Origin of the sequence: Pseudomonas sp. 43NM1 (assembly GCF_002836905.1) — a bacterium.
Taxonomy (GTDB): Bacteria; Pseudomonadota; Gammaproteobacteria; order Pseudomonadales; family Pseudomonadaceae; genus Aquipseudomonas; species Aquipseudomonas prosekii.
The window spans coordinates 22,262-39,675 of the sequence record NZ_MKGS01000134.1; the positions used below are offsets into that span (position 1 = coordinate 22,262).

General features: G+C 58.3%; 15 protein-coding genes. 12 read left to right on the forward strand and 3 right to left on the reverse strand.

Annotated features, from left to right (window positions below; all coding sequences use genetic code 11):
* Nucleotides 1-3: 3 nt before the first annotated feature.
* The 8 genes from BI292_RS12360 to BI292_RS12395 all read left to right on the forward strand — a co-directional run bounded on the left by BI292_RS12360 (nt 4) and on the right by BI292_RS12395 (nt 11,110).
* Nucleotides 4-2,835 (forward strand): 2-oxoglutarate dehydrogenase E1 component, encoded by a 2,832-nt coding sequence (locus BI292_RS12360; protein ID WP_101208035.1) that lies wholly within the window; start codon nt 4-6, stop codon nt 2,833-2,835.
* 42 nt (nt 2,836-2,877) lie between these two features.
* Nucleotides 2,878-4,107, forward strand: a complete 1,230-nt coding sequence (gene odhB, locus BI292_RS12365) for a 2-oxoglutarate dehydrogenase complex dihydrolipoyllysine-residue succinyltransferase (protein ID WP_092271327.1) — start codon at nt 2,878-2,880, stop codon at nt 4,105-4,107.
* 99 nt (nt 4,108-4,206) lie between these two features.
* On the forward strand, nt 4,207-5,643 hold the full coding sequence (lpdA, locus tag BI292_RS12370; RefSeq protein ID WP_101208036.1) for a dihydrolipoyl dehydrogenase: 1,437 nt from the start codon (nt 4,207-4,209) through the stop codon (nt 5,641-5,643).
* A 215-nt stretch (nt 5,644-5,858) separates the two neighbouring features.
* Entirely contained in the window at nt 5,859-7,025 is a 1,167-nt protein-coding gene (gene sucC / locus BI292_RS12375; RefSeq protein ID WP_092271323.1) for an ADP-forming succinate--CoA ligase subunit beta, read from the forward strand.
* On the forward strand, nt 7,025-7,906 hold the full coding sequence (gene sucD, locus BI292_RS12380) for a succinate--CoA ligase subunit alpha (protein ID WP_101208037.1): 882 nt from the start codon (nt 7,025-7,027) through the stop codon (nt 7,904-7,906). The genes sucC and sucD overlap by 1 nt, the downstream gene beginning before the upstream one ends.
* Before the next feature lie 453 nt (nt 7,907-8,359).
* On the forward strand, nt 8,360-9,673 hold the full coding sequence (brnQ, locus tag BI292_RS12385) for a branched-chain amino acid transport system II carrier protein (RefSeq protein ID WP_101208038.1): 1,314 nt from the start codon (nt 8,360-8,362) through the stop codon (nt 9,671-9,673).
* A 298-nt stretch (nt 9,674-9,971) separates the two neighbouring features.
* Nucleotides 9,972-10,709, forward strand: coding sequence for a DUF599 domain-containing protein (locus BI292_RS12390; protein ID WP_092271317.1), 738 nt, complete (start codon nt 9,972-9,974; stop codon nt 10,707-10,709).
* Nucleotides 10,709-11,110, forward strand: a complete 402-nt coding sequence (locus tag BI292_RS12395) for an MAPEG family protein (protein WP_092271315.1) — start codon at nt 10,709-10,711, stop codon at nt 11,108-11,110. The genes BI292_RS12390 and BI292_RS12395 overlap by 1 nt, the downstream gene beginning before the upstream one ends.
* Nucleotides 11,111-11,177: 67 nt before the next feature.
* Here BI292_RS12395 and BI292_RS12400 read toward each other — a convergent pair whose 3' ends face one another.
* On the reverse strand, nt 11,178-11,447 hold the full coding sequence (locus BI292_RS12400) for a hypothetical protein (protein ID WP_092271313.1): 270 nt from the start codon (nt 11,445-11,447) through the stop codon (nt 11,178-11,180).
* A gap of 157 nt (nt 11,448-11,604) precedes the next feature.
* On the opposite strand from BI292_RS12400, the gene BI292_RS12405 reads away from it, so the two are divergent.
* The 3 genes from BI292_RS12405 (at nt 11,605) to htpG (ending at nt 14,516) form a co-directional block, all read left to right on the forward strand.
* Complete coding sequence (locus BI292_RS12405; RefSeq protein ID WP_101208039.1) at nt 11,605-12,081, forward strand: PaaI family thioesterase; 477 nt, start codon at nt 11,605-11,607, stop codon at nt 12,079-12,081.
* A complete protein-coding gene (locus BI292_RS12410; protein WP_092271309.1) occupies nt 12,078-12,530 on the forward strand; it encodes a PaaI family thioesterase in 453 nt (150 codons plus the stop codon). The genes BI292_RS12405 and BI292_RS12410 overlap by 4 nt, the downstream gene beginning before the upstream one ends.
* An 81-nt stretch (nt 12,531-12,611) precedes the next feature.
* Complete coding sequence (gene htpG / locus BI292_RS12415; RefSeq protein ID WP_101208057.1) at nt 12,612-14,516, forward strand: molecular chaperone HtpG; 1,905 nt, start codon at nt 12,612-12,614, stop codon at nt 14,514-14,516.
* Nucleotides 14,517-14,751: 235 nt separating this feature from the next.
* Here htpG and BI292_RS12420 read toward each other — a convergent pair whose 3' ends face one another.
* Both BI292_RS12420 and BI292_RS12425 read right to left on the reverse strand, forming a co-directional pair.
* Nucleotides 14,752-15,612 (reverse strand): pirin family protein, encoded by an 861-nt coding sequence (locus BI292_RS12420; protein ID WP_092271307.1) that lies wholly within the window; start codon nt 15,610-15,612, stop codon nt 14,752-14,754.
* Between the two features lie 61 nt (nt 15,613-15,673).
* A complete protein-coding gene (locus BI292_RS12425) occupies nt 15,674-16,090 on the reverse strand; it encodes an OsmC family protein (RefSeq protein ID WP_092271305.1) in 417 nt (138 codons plus the stop codon).
* Between the two features lie 168 nt (nt 16,091-16,258).
* Here BI292_RS12425 and BI292_RS12430 point away from each other — a divergent pair, with 168 nt between their 5' ends.
* Nucleotides 16,259-17,266 (forward strand): amidohydrolase family protein, encoded by a 1,008-nt coding sequence (locus BI292_RS12430; RefSeq protein ID WP_231987158.1) that lies wholly within the window; start codon nt 16,259-16,261, stop codon nt 17,264-17,266.
* Nucleotides 17,267-17,414: the final 148 nt, after the last annotated feature.

The window sequence follows — 17,414 nt, forward strand, 5'->3', positions numbered from 1 at the left end:
AGCATGCAAGAAAGCGTGATGCAGCGCATGTGGAACAGCGCCTACCTATCCGGTAGTAACGCTGCCTATGTGGAAGAGCTCTATGAGCTCTACCTGCACGACCCTAACGCTGTGCCAGAAGAGTGGCGCACCTACTTTCAGAAGTTGCCTTCCGACGGCAACACTGCCACCGATGTTTCGCACTCCACGATTCGCGATCATTTCGTCTTGCTGGCAAAGAACCAGCGCCGCGCCCAACCGGTATCTGCCGGGAGCGTGAGCAGCGAGCACGAGAAGAAGCAAGTTGAAGTGCTGCGATTGATCCAGGCCTACCGTATGCGTGGCCACCAGGCAGCCCAGCTTGACCCGCTGGGGCTGTGGCAGCGTCCTGCACCTGCAGACCTGTCGATCAATCATTACGGCTTGACCAATGCCGATCTTGATACGACCTTCCGTGCCGGCGACCTGTTCATCGGCAAAGAGGAGGCGAGCCTACGCGAAATTCACGAAGCGTTGCAGCAGACATATTGCCGCACCATCGGCGCTGAATTTACGCACATCGTCGATTCCGAGCAGCGTCACTGGTTCCAGCAGCGTCTGGAAAGCGTGCGCGGTCGTCCGGCGTTCTCGGCAGATATCAAGAGCCACCTGCTTGAGCGCGTTACCGCCGCTGAAGGTTTGGAAAAATACCTGGGCACCAAATACCCGGGCACCAAGCGTTTCGGTCTGGAAGGTGGCGAGAGTCTGATCCCGTTGCTCGACGAGCTGATCCAGCGTTCCGGTTCCTACGGCACCAAGGAAATCGTTATCGGCATGGCCCACCGTGGCCGTCTGAACGTGCTGGTCAACACCTTCGGCAAGAACCCGCGCGAGCTGTTCGACGAGTTCGAAGGCAAGAAGAAGGTCGAGCTGGGTTCCGGTGACGTCAAATATCACCAGGGCTTCTCGTCCAACGTCATGACCACCGGCGGTGAAGTTCACCTGGCCATGGCCTTCAACCCGTCCCACCTGGAAATCGTTTCTCCAGTGGTCGAGGGTTCGGTGCGTGCCCGTCAGGATCGTCGTAACGACCCTACCGGTGAAAAAGTCCTGCCGATTTCCATCCACGGTGACGCTGCATTCGCAGGTCAGGGTGTGGTCATGGAAACCTTCCAGATGTCGCAGACCCGCGGCTTCAAGACTGGCGGTACGGTTCACTTGGTGATCAACAACCAGGTCGGCTTCACCATCAGCAATCCGGAAGACTCGCGCTCCACCGAGTACGCGACCGACGTTGCGAAAATGATCCAGGCGCCGATCCTCCATGTGAATGGTGATGATCCGGAAGCCGTATTGTTCGTGACCCAGCTGGCCATCGATTACCGCATGCAGTTCAAGCGTGACGTGGTTATCGACCTGGTTTGCTACCGTCGTCGCGGCCACAACGAAGCTGACGAGCCTAGCGGCACTCAGCCTCTGATGTACCAGCAGATCGCCAAACAGCGCACCACGCGTGAGCTGTACGCCGAACGCCTGACCCAGGCCGGTGTGGTTGATGATGCGCGCGTACAGGCCAAGATCGACGAATACCGCAACGCGCTGGACAACGGTCTGCACGTTGTGAAAAGCCTGGTCAAAGAGCCGAACAAAGAGTTGTTCGTGGACTGGCGTCCGTACCTGGGCCACGCCTGGACCGCACGTCACGACACGCGTTTCGACTTGAAGACCTTGCAGGAACTGTCCGCCAAGCTGCTGGAAATTCCGGAAGGCTTCGTGGTTCAGCGCCAGGTTTCGAAAATCTACGAAGACCGTCAGAAGATGCAAGTCGGCGGCCTGCCGATCAACTGGGGTTACGCCGAAACCATGGCGTACGCGACCCTGGCGTTCGAAGGTCACCCGATCCGCATGACGGGTCAGGACATCGGCCGCGGTACGTTCTCGCACCGTCACGCTGTGCTGCACAACCAGAAAGACGCGGGCAGCTACATCCCGTTGCAGAACCTGTACAAAGGCCAGCCACGTTTCGACCTGTACGATTCGTTCCTGTCCGAAGAAGCCGTACTGGCGTTCGAATACGGTTACTCGACCACCACGCCTGAGGCGCTGGTGATCTGGGAAGCCCAGTTCGGCGACTTCGCCAACGGTGCCCAAGTGGTTATCGACCAGTTCATCACCAGTGGCGAGCACAAGTGGGGCCGTCTCTGCGGTCTGACCATGCTGCTGCCGCACGGTTATGAAGGTCAGGGGCCGGAGCACTCTTCGGCACGTCTGGAGCGTTACCTGCAATTGTGCGCCGAGCACAACATTCAGGTAGCCGTGCCGACGACCCCGGCGCAGATCTACCACTTGCTGCGTCGTCAGGTGATCCGTCCGCTGCGCAAGCCGTTGATCGTGCTGACTCCGAAGTCGCTGCTGCGTCACAAACTGGCTGTTTCGACCCTGGAAGATCTGGCCGAAGGTTCGTTCCAGACCGTTATCCCGGAAATCGATGCCCAAGACCCGTTGAAGGTCGAGCGCGTTGTTCTGTGTAGCGGCAAGGTCTACTACGACCTGCTGGAAAAACGTCGTGCCGAAGGTCGTGATGACATCGCCATCGTGCGTATCGAGCAGCTGTACCCATTCCCTGAGGACGACTTGAACGAAGTCCTGGCTCCGTATTCCAACCTCAAACACATTGTTTGGTGTCAGGAAGAGCCGATGAACCAGGGTGCGTGGTACTGCAGCCAACACCACATGCGCCGCATCATTGGCAATCACAACAAGTCGCTCGTACTCGAATACGCCGGCCGTGATGCTTCTGCTGCACCTGCATGCGGTTACGCATCGATGCACGCTGAGCAGCAGGAAAAACTGCTGCAAGACGCCTTTACTGTTTAACGCCTTCGCGCACCTGAAACCGAATTTAAGGACCCACAGATAATGGCTATCGAAATCAAAGCCCCCACTTTCCCGGAATCGGTTGCCGATGGCACCGTTGCCACTTGGCACAAGCAACCAGGCGACGCGGTAAAGCGTGACGACCTGATCGTCGACATCGAGACCGACAAAGTTGTGCTGGAAGTGTTGGCTACTGCCGACGGCGTGCTGGGCGCAATCGTCAAGAACGAAGGCGACACCGTTCTGTCCGACGAAGTCCTGGGCTCGATCGAAGAGGGCGGCGCTGCTGCCGCTCCGGCTCCTGCTGCTGCCGCTGCTGCTCCGGCCGCCGCACAAGCTGCTGCTCCAGCTGCCGATGGCGAAGACGATCCTGTTGCTGCACCGGCTGCTCGCAAGCTGGCTGAAGAAAACGGCATCAACATCGCTTCCGTTTCCGGCACCGGCAAGGGTGGTCGTGTCACCAAGGAAGACGTCGTCGCTGCTGTTGCTGCCAAGAAAGCCGCACCGGCCGCCGCGCCTGCCAAGGCTGCTGCACCTGCCGCCGCTGCTCCAGTGTTCGCCGCTGGCGACCGCATCGAGAAGCGCGTACCGATGACCCGCGTGCGGGCCACCGTTGCCAAGCGTCTGGTTGAAGCGCAGTCGAACATGGCGATGCTGACCACGTTCAACGAAGTCGACATGACCGAAGTCATGGCCCTGCGTTCGAAGTACAAGGATCTGTTCGAGAAGTCCCACAACGGCGTACGCCTGGGCTTCATGTCGTTCTTCGTCAAAGCGGCCACCGAAGCGCTGAAACGCTTCCCGGCAGTCAACGCTTCGATCGACGGCGCCGACATCGTTTACCACGGTTATGCCGACGTTGGTGTTGCTGTTTCCAGCGACCGTGGCCTGGTAGTACCGGTCCTGCGCAACGCTGAAATGATGAGCCTGGCTGAAATCGAAGGCGGCATCGCCACCTTCGGCAAGAAGGCTCGCGACGGCAAACTGTCGATGGACGAAATGACCGGTGGTACGTTCACCATCACCAACGGTGGTACCTTCGGTTCGATGATGTCGACGCCGATCGTCAACCCGCCGCAAGCGGCCATCCTGGGCATGCACAACATTCTGCAGCGCCCGATGGCGATCAACGGTCAGGTGGTTATCCGTCCGATGATGTACCTGGCTCTGTCCTACGATCACCGTCTGATCGATGGCAAAGAAGCTGTGACCTTCCTGGTTACCATCAAGAACCTGCTGGAAGACCCGGCTCGTTTGCTGCTGGATATCTGATAGAAGCAGCTGCAGGTTTCAAGCCTCCAACTGCCGGAAACGGCAGTCTGGCTTGAGGCTTGCGGCTTTAAGCTTGCCGCAAAAAAGAGGATTTTTTGAATGTCGCAGAAATTTGACGTAGTAGTGATCGGTGCCGGCCCTGGTGGCTACGTGGCTGCCATCAAGGCAGCACAGCTCGGTCTTTCGACTGCCTGCATCGAGAAGTACACCGACAAGGAAGGCAAACTGGCTCTGGGCGGTACTTGCCTGAACGTCGGCTGCATTCCATCCAAGGCGCTGCTGGACAGCTCCTGGAAGTACAAGGAAGCCAAAGACGGCTTCGCCATCCACGGTATCAATCACGCTGGCGTGACCATGGACGTGGCAGCAATGGTCGGCCGTAAAGCCACCATCGTCAAAGGCCTGACCTCTGGCGTTGCGACCCTGTTCAAAGCCAACGGCGTTACTTCCCTGCAAGGCCACGGCAAACTGCTGGCCGGCAAGAAAGTCGAACTGACCAAGCCTGACGGCACCGTCGAAATCATCGAAGCCGAGAACGTGATCCTCGCTTCGGGCTCGCGTCCGATCGACATTCCACCCGCTCCAGTTGACCAGAACGTGATCGTCGATTCGACCGGCGCGCTGGAATTCCAATCGGTACCTAAGCGTCTGGGCGTGATCGGCGCTGGCGTGATCGGCCTGGAACTGGGTTCGGTGTGGTCGCGTCTGGGTTCCGAAGTCGTGGTTCTGGAAGCGCTGGAGAAGTTCCTGCCGGCTGCTGACGAAGCGGTTTCCAAGGAAGCCTACAAAACCCTGACCAAACAAGGTCTGGACATCAAGCTGGGCGCTCGCGTCACCGGTTCGAAAGTCAACGGCGACGAAGTCGTTGTGAACTACACCGATGCCAACGGCGAACAGAACATCACCTTCGACAAGCTGATCGTTGCCGTTGGTCGCCGTCCGGTGACCACCGAGCTGCTGGCAGCTGACAGCGGCGTGAACATCGACGAACGTGGTTTCGTTTTCGTTGACGACCAGTGCGCGACCAGCGTACCGGGCGTTTTCGCAATCGGTGACGTGGTTCGCGGCATGATGCTGGCGCACAAGGCGTCCGAAGAAGGCATCATGGTGGTTGAGCGCATCAAGGGCCACAAAGCCCAAATCAACTATGACCTGATCCCATCTGTTATTTATACTCACCCGGAAATCGCGTGGGTCGGCAAGACCGAGCAGACCTTGAAGGCTGAAGGCGTTGAAGTTAACGTCGGCACCTTCCCGTTCGCAGCCAGTGGCCGTGCCATGGCAGCCAACGATACCGGCGGTTTCGTGAAAGTCATCGCTGATGCCAAGACTGACCGCGTATTGGGCGTCCACGTAATTGGCCCGAGCGCTGCAGAACTGGTTCAGCAGGGCGCAATCGGTATGGAATTCGGCACCAGTGCCGAAGACCTGGGCATGATGGTTTTCTCCCATCCGACCCTGTCCGAAGCCTTGCACGAAGCTGCTCTGGCAGTGAATGGCGGCGCCATTCACATCGCCAACCGCAAGAAGCGTTAAGACAAGACAATAAGAAACCACGGCGGAAGGCCCGTCGTGAGCCTTGCGTGCAAGACTCACCGCGGAATGTCCGCCGGACGCAGCCTTGCGTAGTCTCACCGGCTATCCGGAACACCGGTTATCCGCAACGCTACGCAAGCAGCAGTCACAGGTGGTGCGGCACTTGAACGAGTGCAGCACCGAATGCGCAGTACCTAACGAAGACGGTAATAAGCATGAATCTTCACGAGTATCAGGGTAAGCAGCTGTTCGCTGAGTACGGCCTGCCAGTATCCCAGGGTTTCGCCGTAGACACCCCGGAAGCAGCAGCAGAAGCGTGCGACAAAATCGGCGGGACCGAATGGGTTGTCAAAGCCCAGGTTCACGCAGGTGGTCGCGGTAAAGCGGGCGGCGTCAAGCTGGTTCGCAGCAGAGAAGACGCCAAGGCATTCGCTCAACAGTGGTTGGGCAAGCGTCTGGTGACTTACCAGACTGACGCCAATGGCCAGCCAGTCACCAAGATCCTGGTTGAGTCGTGCACTGATATCGCTAAAGAGCTGTACCTGGGCGCTGTCGTTGACCGTTCGAGCCGTCGCATCGTGTTCATGGCTTCCACCGAAGGTGGCGTGGACATCGAGAAAATCGCTCACGACACTCCAGAAAAAATTCTGAAAGCCACTATCGATCCACTGGTTGGCGCTCAGCCATTCCAGGGTCGCGAGCTGGCATTCCAGTTGGGTCTGGAAGGCAAGCAAGTTGCTCAGTTCGCCAAGATCTTCGTCGGTCTGGCCAAGCTGTTCAAGGATCACGACCTGGCTCTGCTGGAAGTGAACCCGCTGGTGATCAAGGCTGACGGCGATCTGCATTGCCTCGACGCCAAGATCAACATCGACGCCAACGCCATGTACCGTCAGCCTAAGCTGAAAACTTTCCACGATCCGTCGCAAGACGATCCGCGCGAAGCGCACGCTGCCAAGTTCGAACTGAACTACGTAGCACTGGAAGGCAACATCGGTTGCATGGTCAACGGTGCTGGCCTGGCCATGGGTACCATGGACATCGTCAACCTGCATGGCGGCAAACCTGCCAACTTCCTCGACGTGGGCGGCGGTGCTACCAAAGAACGCGTTACCGAAGCGTTCAAGATCATCCTGTCCGACACTAACGTCGCTGCAGTATTGGTCAACATCTTCGGCGGCATCGTTCGTTGCGACATGATTGCCGAAGGCATCATCGGCGCAGTGAAAGAAGTTGGCGTGAAAATCCCGGTTGTTGTTCGCCTTGAAGGCAACAACGCTGAGCTGGGCGCTAAAGTACTGGCAGAAAGCGGTTTGAACATCATCGCTGCTACCAGCCTGACCGACGCTGCTCAACAAGTTGTCAAAGCTGCGGAGGGCAAATAATGAGCGTCCTGATCAATAAAGACACCAAAGTTATCTGCCAGGGTATTACCGGTTCGCAAGGTAGTTTCCACACCCAGCAAGCCATCGAATACGGCACCAAGATGGTCGGTGGCGTTACTCCGGGCAAGGGCGGCACCGAGCACCTGGGTCTGCCAGTGTTCAACACCGTGAAAGACGCTGTTGCTCAAACTGGCGCGACTGCCAGCGTGATCTACGTACCAGCTCCTTTCTGCAAGGACTCCATCCTGGAAGCGGCATTCGGCGGCATCAAGCTGATCGTTTGCATCACCGAAGGCATTCCTACCCTGGACATGCTGGACGCTAAAGTTAAGTGCGACGAGCTGGGCGTAGTCCTGATCGGCCCTAACTGCCCAGGCGTGATCACTCCAGGCGAATGCAAGATCGGCATCATGCCAGGTCACATTCACTTGCCAGGCAAGGTCGGTATCGTTTCCCGTTCCGGCACCCTGACCTACGAAGCTGTGAAGCAGACTACTGACGCCGGTTTCGGTCAGTCGACTTGCGTCGGCATCGGCGGTGACCCGATCCCGGGTTCGAACTTCATCGACATCCTGAAGCTGTTCCAGGAAGACCCGAAGACCGAAGCGATCGTAATGATCGGTGAGATCGGCGGTTCGGCTGAAGAAGAAGCGGCTGCCTATATCAAGGCACACGTGACCAAGCCGGTTGTTTCCTACATCGCTGGTGTGACTGCCCCTGCGGGCAAGCGCATGGGCCATGCTGGCGCAATCATCTCTGGCGGCAAGGGTACTGCAGACGAGAAGTTTGCTGCCCTGGAAGACGCAGGCGTGAAAACCGTGCGTTCGCTGGCAGACATCGGCAAGGCTTTGTCCGAGCTGACCGGTTGGGCGATCAAATAAGCCACGTGCTTAGCTGACGCTTCACCAAACAAAGGCCACCTTCGGGTGGCCTTTGTCGTTTCCGGGGTTTCACCCGGCCCCTGTGGCGAGGGGGCACGCCGCCGTTGGGTTGCAGAGCAACCCCAAACCGAAGATCGCGTTACCTCAGGTAGATCCAGTTGTTCGGTTGCGACTGCTGCGCAGCCGAACGGGGGCAAGCTCCCTCGCCTCAGGTCCTTGTGCGGGTAATTAAAATACGTAAACGCGACATCGCAATGTCGCGTATCGGAATGTTCGCCCTCTAACAGTGCGTTTGTCAGGCAAATTCGTTAGGCTAGCAGCCATTTTTGCGCCCGCAGCCCACAAGGCAGCTACGCGCTGAACGGGTCGGCCCTATGCGGATCGACAGCATTTCCCTCACCCACAAGGGAAATCCCTCTCTAAATTCCGATTCAGTAGTGTGGTATTTCCTTAATGAAAGTGTTGAAAGGCCAGGACATTCTGGCACTTGGTTTTATGACGTTTGCCCTGTTCGTCGGGGCCGGCAATATCATCTTCCCGCCTATCGTCGGTTTGCAGTCCGGGCCTCATGTCTGGATGGCGGCGCTGGGTTTCCTGATCACCGCAGTCGGTTTGCCAGTGATCACCGTGGTCGCGCTGGCCAAGGTCGGCGGTGCAATGGATGCCTTGAGCAGCCCGATCGGTAAAATCGCCGGCGGCATTCTCGCCGCTGCGTGCTACCTGGCGGTCGGCCCGTTGTTCGCCACCCCGCGCACCGCCACGGTGTCGTTCGAAGTGGGCCTGGCGCCCCTGACCGGCGAGAGCCCGCTGGCGCTGTTCCTCTACAGCTCGGTGTACTTCCTGCTGGTGTTCTTCATTTCGCTCTATCCGGGTCGTCTGCTCGACACCGTAGGACGTTTCCTCGCACCGCTGAAGATTATTGCCCTGGCCGTTCTCGGCATTGCGGCGTTTGCGCTGCCGGCCGGTGACATCGGCACGGCCACGCCTGAATACGTCGCGGCGCCGTTCTCCCAAGGCTTCATCAATGGTTACCTGACCATGGATACCCTGGGCGCATTGGTGTTCGGCATCGTCATCGTCAACGCGATCCGCTCGCGTGGCGTCGAGTCGCCAGCACTGATCACCCGTTACGCGATCATCGCCGGGATGATTGCCGGCGTCGGTCTGGCGCTGGTTTACGTCAGCCTGTTCCGCCTCGGCTCGAGCAGCCACGAAGTCGCCGCCGGTGCTGCAAATGGCGCGGCAGTGCTGCACGCTTACGTGCAACACACCTTCGGTTCGCTGGGCAGCGGCTTCCTCGCTGTGCTGATTTCGTTGGCATGTCTGGTTACAGCCGTTGGCCTGACCTGCGCTTGCGCCGAATACTTCAGCCGGGTGCTGCCACTGTCCTACAAGACATTGGTCATTATCCTCGCGGTGTTCTCGCTGTTTGTCTCCAACCTGGGCCTGACCAAGCTGATCGCGTTCTCGATCCCGGTGCTGACCGCGATCTATCCGCCGTGCATCGTCCTGGTCGCGCTGAGCTTCTGCAAAGACTTCTGGCGCGAACAGGGGCGCATCGTTGGCCCGGTGATGCTGGTGTCGTTTATCTTCGGCCTGATCGACGCGCTGAAAGGCGCAGGTCTGGCGGACTGGATGCCGGCGCAGCTGACTGATTTGCCGCTGAGCGAGCAAGGCCTGGCGTGGCTGGTGCCGTCGGTGATGACCCTGGTGGTCGCGGCCGTGTGCGATCGCCTGCTCGGCAAGCGCGCCGAAGCGTTGGCCTGAACCTGAGCGCCCGCCACGAGCGGGTCATCGGTTCAAACAGAAATGCCCCGTATCAATCGATACGGGGCATTTTTTATGCGCCTGAGGCAGTGTCTTTTCCCACTAACCGACGTCGAAGCACTGCCGACATCCGATATGGGATGGCTGTTGTGGCGAGGTGGCTTGCCCCCGTTGGGTCGCGAAGCGTCCCTTGAGGTTTTTGGGCCTGCTGCGCAGTCCAGCGGGGGCAAGCCCCCTCGCCACACAGGCCCGCTCCCACGCGGTTTCGCCGTACCGATCTCACATCACAAGGACCTGCATGTCGTTCATCCACGCCAACCTGATCCATCTGCTCGCCGCGTTGTGGTTTGTCATCTGCTGGGGCGGCTATACCCGATACGCGACGTGGAAGGGCCGCGACACCGCGTGCCTGGCCAGCGTGCTGCACCTGTACCGCGAAGACTGGATGCGCCGCATGCTCCTGCGCGACAACCGCATCGCCGACGCCAGCGTGATCGGCAACCTGGAGCGCAACGCCTCGTTCTTCGCCTCAAGCACCTTGATTATCCTCGCCGGTATTCTCACCGTGCTCGGCGCCTCCGAGCGCGCAGTGTCGCTACTCGCCGACATCCCGATGGTGCAGCAGGCCTCGCAAGGCATGTCCGAGATCAAATTGCTGTGCCTGGCGATGGTGTTCGTCTACGCGTTTTTCACCTTCAGTTGGTGCATGCGCCAATACAACTTCGCCGCGATCCTCGTCGGCTCGGCGCCGATGATCGGCGAGCGACATGTTTCCGAGCAGGAGCGCAAAGCCTTTGCGGCACGCGCAGCGCGGGTCATCTCGATGGCCGCCAACCAGTTCAACTTCGGCCTGCGTTCCTATTACTTCGGCATGACCATGCTGGCGTGGTTCGTCAGCCCGTGGTTATTCATGTTGATGAGCACCGGCGTGGTGTTGGTGTTATACCGTCGCGAGTTTCATTCCGACGTTCTCGACGTGATGGTCTATACCCCTACAGAGGCACCCTTGCCCGACGCCAATAAAGAGGCCGCTTGATGAGTATTCCGTTCTGGTGTGTGTTTATCAGCGCACTGCTGATTTATGTAGCGCGTATGCCCGTGGCCAAAGCCATGAAAGAGCAGGGCGGTTACAACAACAATCTGCCGCGTCAGCAACAGGCGCAACTGACCGGTTTCGGCGCCCGCGCACTGGCGGCGCATCAAAACAGTATTGAGGCGTTTATTCTGTTTGCCGTCGGCGTGCTGATGGCGCATACCACGCAAACGGCGGGATGGCTGATTGATTCGCTGGCAATCATCTTTGTGATTGCACGCATCATCTACTTGCTGTGCTATTGGGGCGATCTGGCGTGGCAACGCAGCCTGGTATGGCTGGTCGGCTTGATCTGTTCGTTATTGCTGATGATTAGTCCGACTTTTAGAACGGTGTTGCTCTAACGCGACAAATAACAGGCAAAAGAAAACCCGCACCAGGCGGGTTTTCTTTTATCACGCTAAAAACGACTTAGTTTTTAGGTGCTTCTACTGGAGCGGCTGGAGCTACAGGGGCAGTGCCTTCCTGAGCGGCAGCTTTGTTCGATTCAGCCTGATCTTTGGCTGCTTCGGCGTTTTCTTTCGCCGCGTCGTTCACTTTATCCTGAGCTTCGTTCATTTTTTCCTGAGCTTGCTCAGCATGTTGGTTGGCATCTTGAGCTTTGTCCTCGGATTTTTTATCGCAAGCAGCGAGACCGAGGGAAGCGGTCAACATCAAGGCAATAGCTAAAGTCTTACGCATGGGGTGTATCTCCTTATGGATATTATCTACTGGCCTTTCGAGCTCAGGCGTCAGCGATAAGTTCCTCATTTCACACAGATATATAAGTTTTTATCCGGCGGAACTTTTACAGCACCCACCGACGCTTTACCAGCGAACTAAAAAGAGTTTTCCTCAAATGGCCGAAAACCCCGTTTTTGAGCGTGCGACGCGCTTTTTATCAGCATTGAGACACTGCCAGGTACTCGGTTTGCGCGTGCACAGCGCTAGTGAAGATGGACTAACGGTAGTCCTTCCTTACAGCCCGCAAATCGTCGGCAATCCACAAACCGGAGTCATTCACGGCGGCGCGTTGACCTCGCTGATGGACACCGCGTGCGGCATGTCGACTTTGTGCGTGTTGCCGGAATTCGAAGTGTGCCCGACCCTCGATCTGCGCATCGACTACATGCACGCCGCCGAACCGCATAAAGATGTCTACGGTTTCGCCCAATGTTATCGGGTGACCACCGACGTGATCTTCGCTCGAGGTTTTGCTTATCAGGACGATCCCGAGCAGCCCATCGCGCATGTCGTCGGCACCTTCATGCGCATGGGCAAAGGCATCAAGGGCACTAAAGGCTTCGGCGGTGTGGTTGCAGGGGAGAAGAAATGAGCGATTCGTTCAAGGAGCAACTGCAACAAGCGCACGAGCAGGGCGACTACGCTTCGCTGCTGCACCTGATTCCCTACGCCAAGCTGATTGGCATTGAATGCTCGCGGGTCGGCGATGAGCTGCTGTTTCGTTTGCCGGCGAACAAGGACAACATTGGTAACCCTTTATTACCGGCAATCCATGGCGGGGTGATTGCCGGGTTCATGGAGCTGTCGGCGGCGTTGCATTTGCTGATTTTTACCGGTTCGCCGGGTGTGCCGAAGATCATCGACTTTTCCCTCGATTACCTGCGCGCCGGGCAGTTTCGCGATACTTGGGCGCGTTGCCAGGTGTGTCGGCAGGGACGGCGCGTGGCGAATGTGGCGGTTACAGCGTGGCAAAGCACCGAAGCCGAGCCGATTGCCACTGCGCGCGGGCATTTCAAAATCGAAGAGCCCTTGAAATCCTGAACTCAGCCCCAAACTCTGATGACAACCCGCCGTCGACCCTGAAGGTCGCGGCCACTGCCATCTGATTGGAGTTTGATGACCATGAGTGTGGAAACTCAAAAGGAAACCCTGGGCTTCCAGACCGAGGTGAAGCAACTGCTGCACCTCATGATCCATTCGCTGTATTCCAACAAGGAAATTTTCCTTCGCGAATTGATCTCGAACGCCTCTGACGCTGTCGACAAATTACGTTTCGAAGCCCTGTCCAAGCCTGAGTTGCTGGAAGGTGGCGCCGAACTGAAAATCCGTGTGAGCTTCGACAAAGACGCGAAAACCGTCACCCTCGAAGACAACGGCATCGGCATGAGCCGCGAAGACGCGATCACCCACTTGGGCACCATCGCCAAGTCCGGCACTGCTGATTTCATGAAACACCTGTCCGGCGATCAGAAGAAGGATTCGCACCTGATCGGTCAGTTCGGCGTCGGTTTCTACTCTGCATTCATCGTTGCCGACAAAGTTGACGTGTTCAGCCGTCGTGCCGGCGCTGCTGCGAGCGAAGGCGTGCACTGGTCGTCGAAAGGCGAGGGCGACTTCGAAGTGGCCACCGTCGACAAAGCCGAGCGCGGCACCCGCATCGTCCTGCACCTGAAATCCGGTGAAGATGAGTTCGCCGACGGCTACCGTCTGCGCAACATCATCAAGAAATACTCCGACCACATCGCTTTGCCGATCGAGCTGCCGAAAGAAGTGGCTGCCGCTGAAGGCGAAGAGCAGCCAGCCGTTGAGTGGGAAACCGTCAACCGTGCCAGCGCCCTGTGGACCCGTCCTCGTACCGAGATCAAGGACGAGGAATACCAGGAGTTCTACAAACACATCGCTCACGATTTCGAAAATCCGCTGAGCTGGAGCCACAACAAGGTCGAAGGCAAGCTCGAATACAGCTCGCTGCTCTACGTGCCGACCCGTGCGCCGTTCGACCTGTACCAGCGTGAAGCGCCGAAAGGCCTGAAGCTGTACGTGCAGCGCGTGTTCGTGATGGATCAGGCCGAGTCGTTCCTGCCGCTGTACCTGCGCTTCATCAAAGGCGTGGTCGATTCCAACGACTTGTCGCTGAACGTGTCGCGGGAAATCCTGCAGAAAGATCCGATCATCGATTCGATGAAATCGGCGCTGACCAAGCGTGTTCTCGACATGCTGGAAAAACTGGCGAAGAACGAGCCTGAGCAATACAAAGGCTTCTGGAAAAACTTCGGTCAGGTCATGAAAGAAGGCCCGGCAGAAGATTTCGCCAACAAAGAAAAAATCGCCGGCCTGCTGCGTTTTGCCTCCACTCAGGGCGAAGAAGGCGAGCAAGTGGTCGGTCTGGCCGATTACCTGGCGCGCGCCAAGGAAGGTCAGGACAAGATCTACTACCTGACCGGCGAGACTTACGCGCAAGTCAAAAACAGCCCGCACCTGGAAGTCTTCCGCAAGAAAGGCATCGAAGTGCTGCTGCTGACCGACCGCATCGACGAGTGGCTGATGAGCTACCTCAGCGATTTCGACGGCAAGAGCTTTGTCGACGTGGCGCGCGGTGATCTGGACCTCGGCAATCTGGACTCGGAAGAGGACAAGAAAGCTGCGGAAGAAGTCGCCAAGTCCAAAGAAGGTCTGGTTGAGCGTCTGAAAACCGCACTGGGCGATTCCGTCGCTGAAGTCCGGGTTTCCCATCGTCTGACCGATTCCCCGGCGATTCTCGCGATTGGCGAGCAAGACCTGGGCCTGCAAATGCGTCAGATCCTTGAGGCGAGCGGGCAGAAGGTTCCGGATTCGAAGCCGATTTTCGAATTCAACCCGGCGCATCCGTTGATTGAGAAACTCGACGCCGAACAGAGCGACGAGCGCTTCGGCGACCTGTCGCACATCCTGTTCGATCAAGCGGCCCTGGCGGCCGGCGACAGCTTGAAAGACCCGGCAGCCTATGTGCGCCGTCTCAACAAGCTGTTGGTTGAACTGTCGGTTTAACCGAGCTGCAAAAAAAACCCGCTTCGGCGGGTTTTTTTGTTTCTGCCCTTGGGCGCTTTTCGCGTAGGGATTTCATTGTGTCGGCGTCAGTGCCGGCCTCATCGCGAGCAGGCTCACTCCTACCCTGGAATGCGTTCCCCCGTAGGAGCGAGGCTTGCCCGCGAAGGCAATGTCATTGACACCCCATCTCGGAGCAAGCCTGCTCGCGATGGCGCACTAACGGACGCCGACGATCTCACGGCAACTCGATCCGCTCACTTTCCCCCGGCACCGTCGGCCAATCCCCGGCCGCCCAGCGCCGCCGCGCTTCATCGATCGCGGCCGGATCGCTCGCAACAAAATTCCAGTTGATCCGCCGTGGCCCGTCCAGCGCAGCGCCGCCAAACAGCACCGCATGGCAATCGCTCTCGGCGAACAACGTCATCTCTTCACCCGTCGGCAACACCACCAGCGAATGCGCTTCAACCGCCTCGCCATCAAGCTGCACTTCACCGTCCAGCACATACAGCGCGCGCTCTTCATGCTCGGTCGGGATCAGCAAAGTCGTCGCGGTCTGCAGGTGCAGTTCCGCGTACAGCGTAGGAGAAAGCACTGGCACCGGCGATTCCAGGCAAAAGCCTGACCCGGCAATCATCCGAATCTTCACCCCAAGGTTATCGCTGACCGGCAACGTCGCTGCCGGGTGATGGCTGTAATGCCCCGGACCCTGCTCGTGCTCCTTGGGCGACGCCAGCCAAACCTGCAAGCCATGCATTGAAAAGCCGCTTTCCTGCAGCGCTTGCGGCGTGCGCTCGACATGCGCAATCGCGCTGCCAGCCGTCATCCAGCTGACATCGCCGGCGTCCACTACCTGGTCGGAGCCGAGGCTGTCCTTGTGCTGGAGTTGCCCAACAAACAAATAGGTGAGAGTCGACAGACCAATGTGCGGATGTTGGCGGATGTTCATGCCCCGGCCCGGCGGATAGCGGGTTTCGAGCATGTGATCGAAAAACACGAAAGGCCCGACACTGCGGCATTTGGCTGAGGGTAGTGGACGAAGAATCGGCTGACCTTCGACATCTTCGGCGCGGGGGCGAATCACGAGCGGAGTGTTCATGTTGCATTCCAGGCTGAGCGGGTGATGCGTGGAGCATAACCCGCTCGCGCAGCCCGTGCCGCTACTGGCTGAAAGCGCCTTCGGACAGATGGGTTTCGATGCTCACTTCGGAGGTGGTCATCAATTTGTGCACCGGGCAGCGATCAGCCACGCGGTGCAGCTCTTCGCGCTGGGCGTCGGTGAGCACGCCTTTGAGCGTCAGTTTGACGTGCAGCGCATATTTGCCCTGCTGTTCCTGGCTGTTGTCGCGCTTGACCTCGACGGTGACGCCGGTCAGCGGAATGTCTTTTTTCTTCGCATACATCTTCAGCGTCAGTGCCTTGCAGGCACCCAGCGCGGCGTCGAAATAGTCGTGAGGCTCCGGCGCCGTGCCTTCGCCGCCGGCCGTGGTCGGCACATCGGCAAAGAGTTCGTGGTCATCGATCTGGACGCTGTGACGAAAACCTTCACTGGAAACGGTATTAACGGTAACAGTCATGGGAAACCTCATCGGCAGTAGGAAAAGTCATTCGATCAAAAAAGGACCCTGAAGTTATAGAGCATCTGTGCTGTTCTGCGTTCCACTTTCCTGCTCGATGAACCCTGATCAGCGCCGCGCGGTCTATCACGCTAATGCCCCCGGAGATTCCCCGTGCCCCAGTCCCGCCTGAGCCTCGCCTGCCTGTTGACGCTGAGCAGCGTCTTTCTATCGCCAAGCCATGCCCACGCTCGCGAATATGCCTACAGCGATGCACACCTGCATTACGTGGATTTTTTCCAGGAAAGCGCCGGCATGCCGAAATTGCTCCAGGCGATGTCGGAAAATTCCATCGATCACGTAATGATTTCCGGCATTCCGGTGGCGAAAAAGTGGCACGAAGACGAACCGAAGCGCCCGCGCTATTACGCCGGGGATGACGCCGATGCGTACTGGTACAGCGCGACCGACGTGATTGTCGCCGCTGCCGTGAACAAGCTCACCCCGGAGCAGCGCCAGCGTTTTCACCCCTTCCTGTCCGGCTTCAATCCCAACGACAAGAACTCGGCGGCGCACATCCAGCGCATGCTCGATCTCAATCCGGGGCTGTGGCAGGGCATCGGCGAAGTGTTTACCCGCCACGACGACCTGACCGCGTTGACCTCCGGCGACACGCCGCGCGCCAACAACGAGGCGATGACGCGGATTTATCACCTCGCCGCCGAGAACGACTTGCCGGTGATGCTGCATTCCAACATCACTTCCAAACGTGAGAAAAATCCGCTGTACCTCGCGGAAATCGAAGAGCCGCTGCGCAATCACCCGCACACGCGGTTCATCTGGGCGCACGCCGGCACCAGCGCGGAAATCCATCGCCATCAGACCCAACTGGATTTTCTTCTGCCGACCCTCACGCGGATGCTGGAGGCCTACCCGAATCTGTTTATCGACCTGTCGTGGAGCATGCTCACGCCGTACTTGCTGGACGAGCAGGGCAAACCCCGGGAAGAGTGGCTGAGGCTGGTGGAGCGCCATCCGGATCGCTTCATGATCGGCTCGGACGTGGTCGGACGTTTCAACAAGCTCGGTAAGGAAATTCGCAGCTTCGACCCGTTCCTCGACGCCTTGCCGGAAGACGTCGCGCGTAAAGTCGCGCGCGACAACTTCCTCGCGATCCTGCCGCGCGCGGTGCGCTAAGTCCGCCGCGCGCAGCGATGCACACCGATGTTCGGAGTAGCAAACCGTTCCAATATGTCCTTTTGATCTTACGCAAATCGCTTTGGGGCCGATAACGTCTAGAGCAGCCCGCTGCAGGGATGATGCAGATTCATTCGGAAGGAACCAG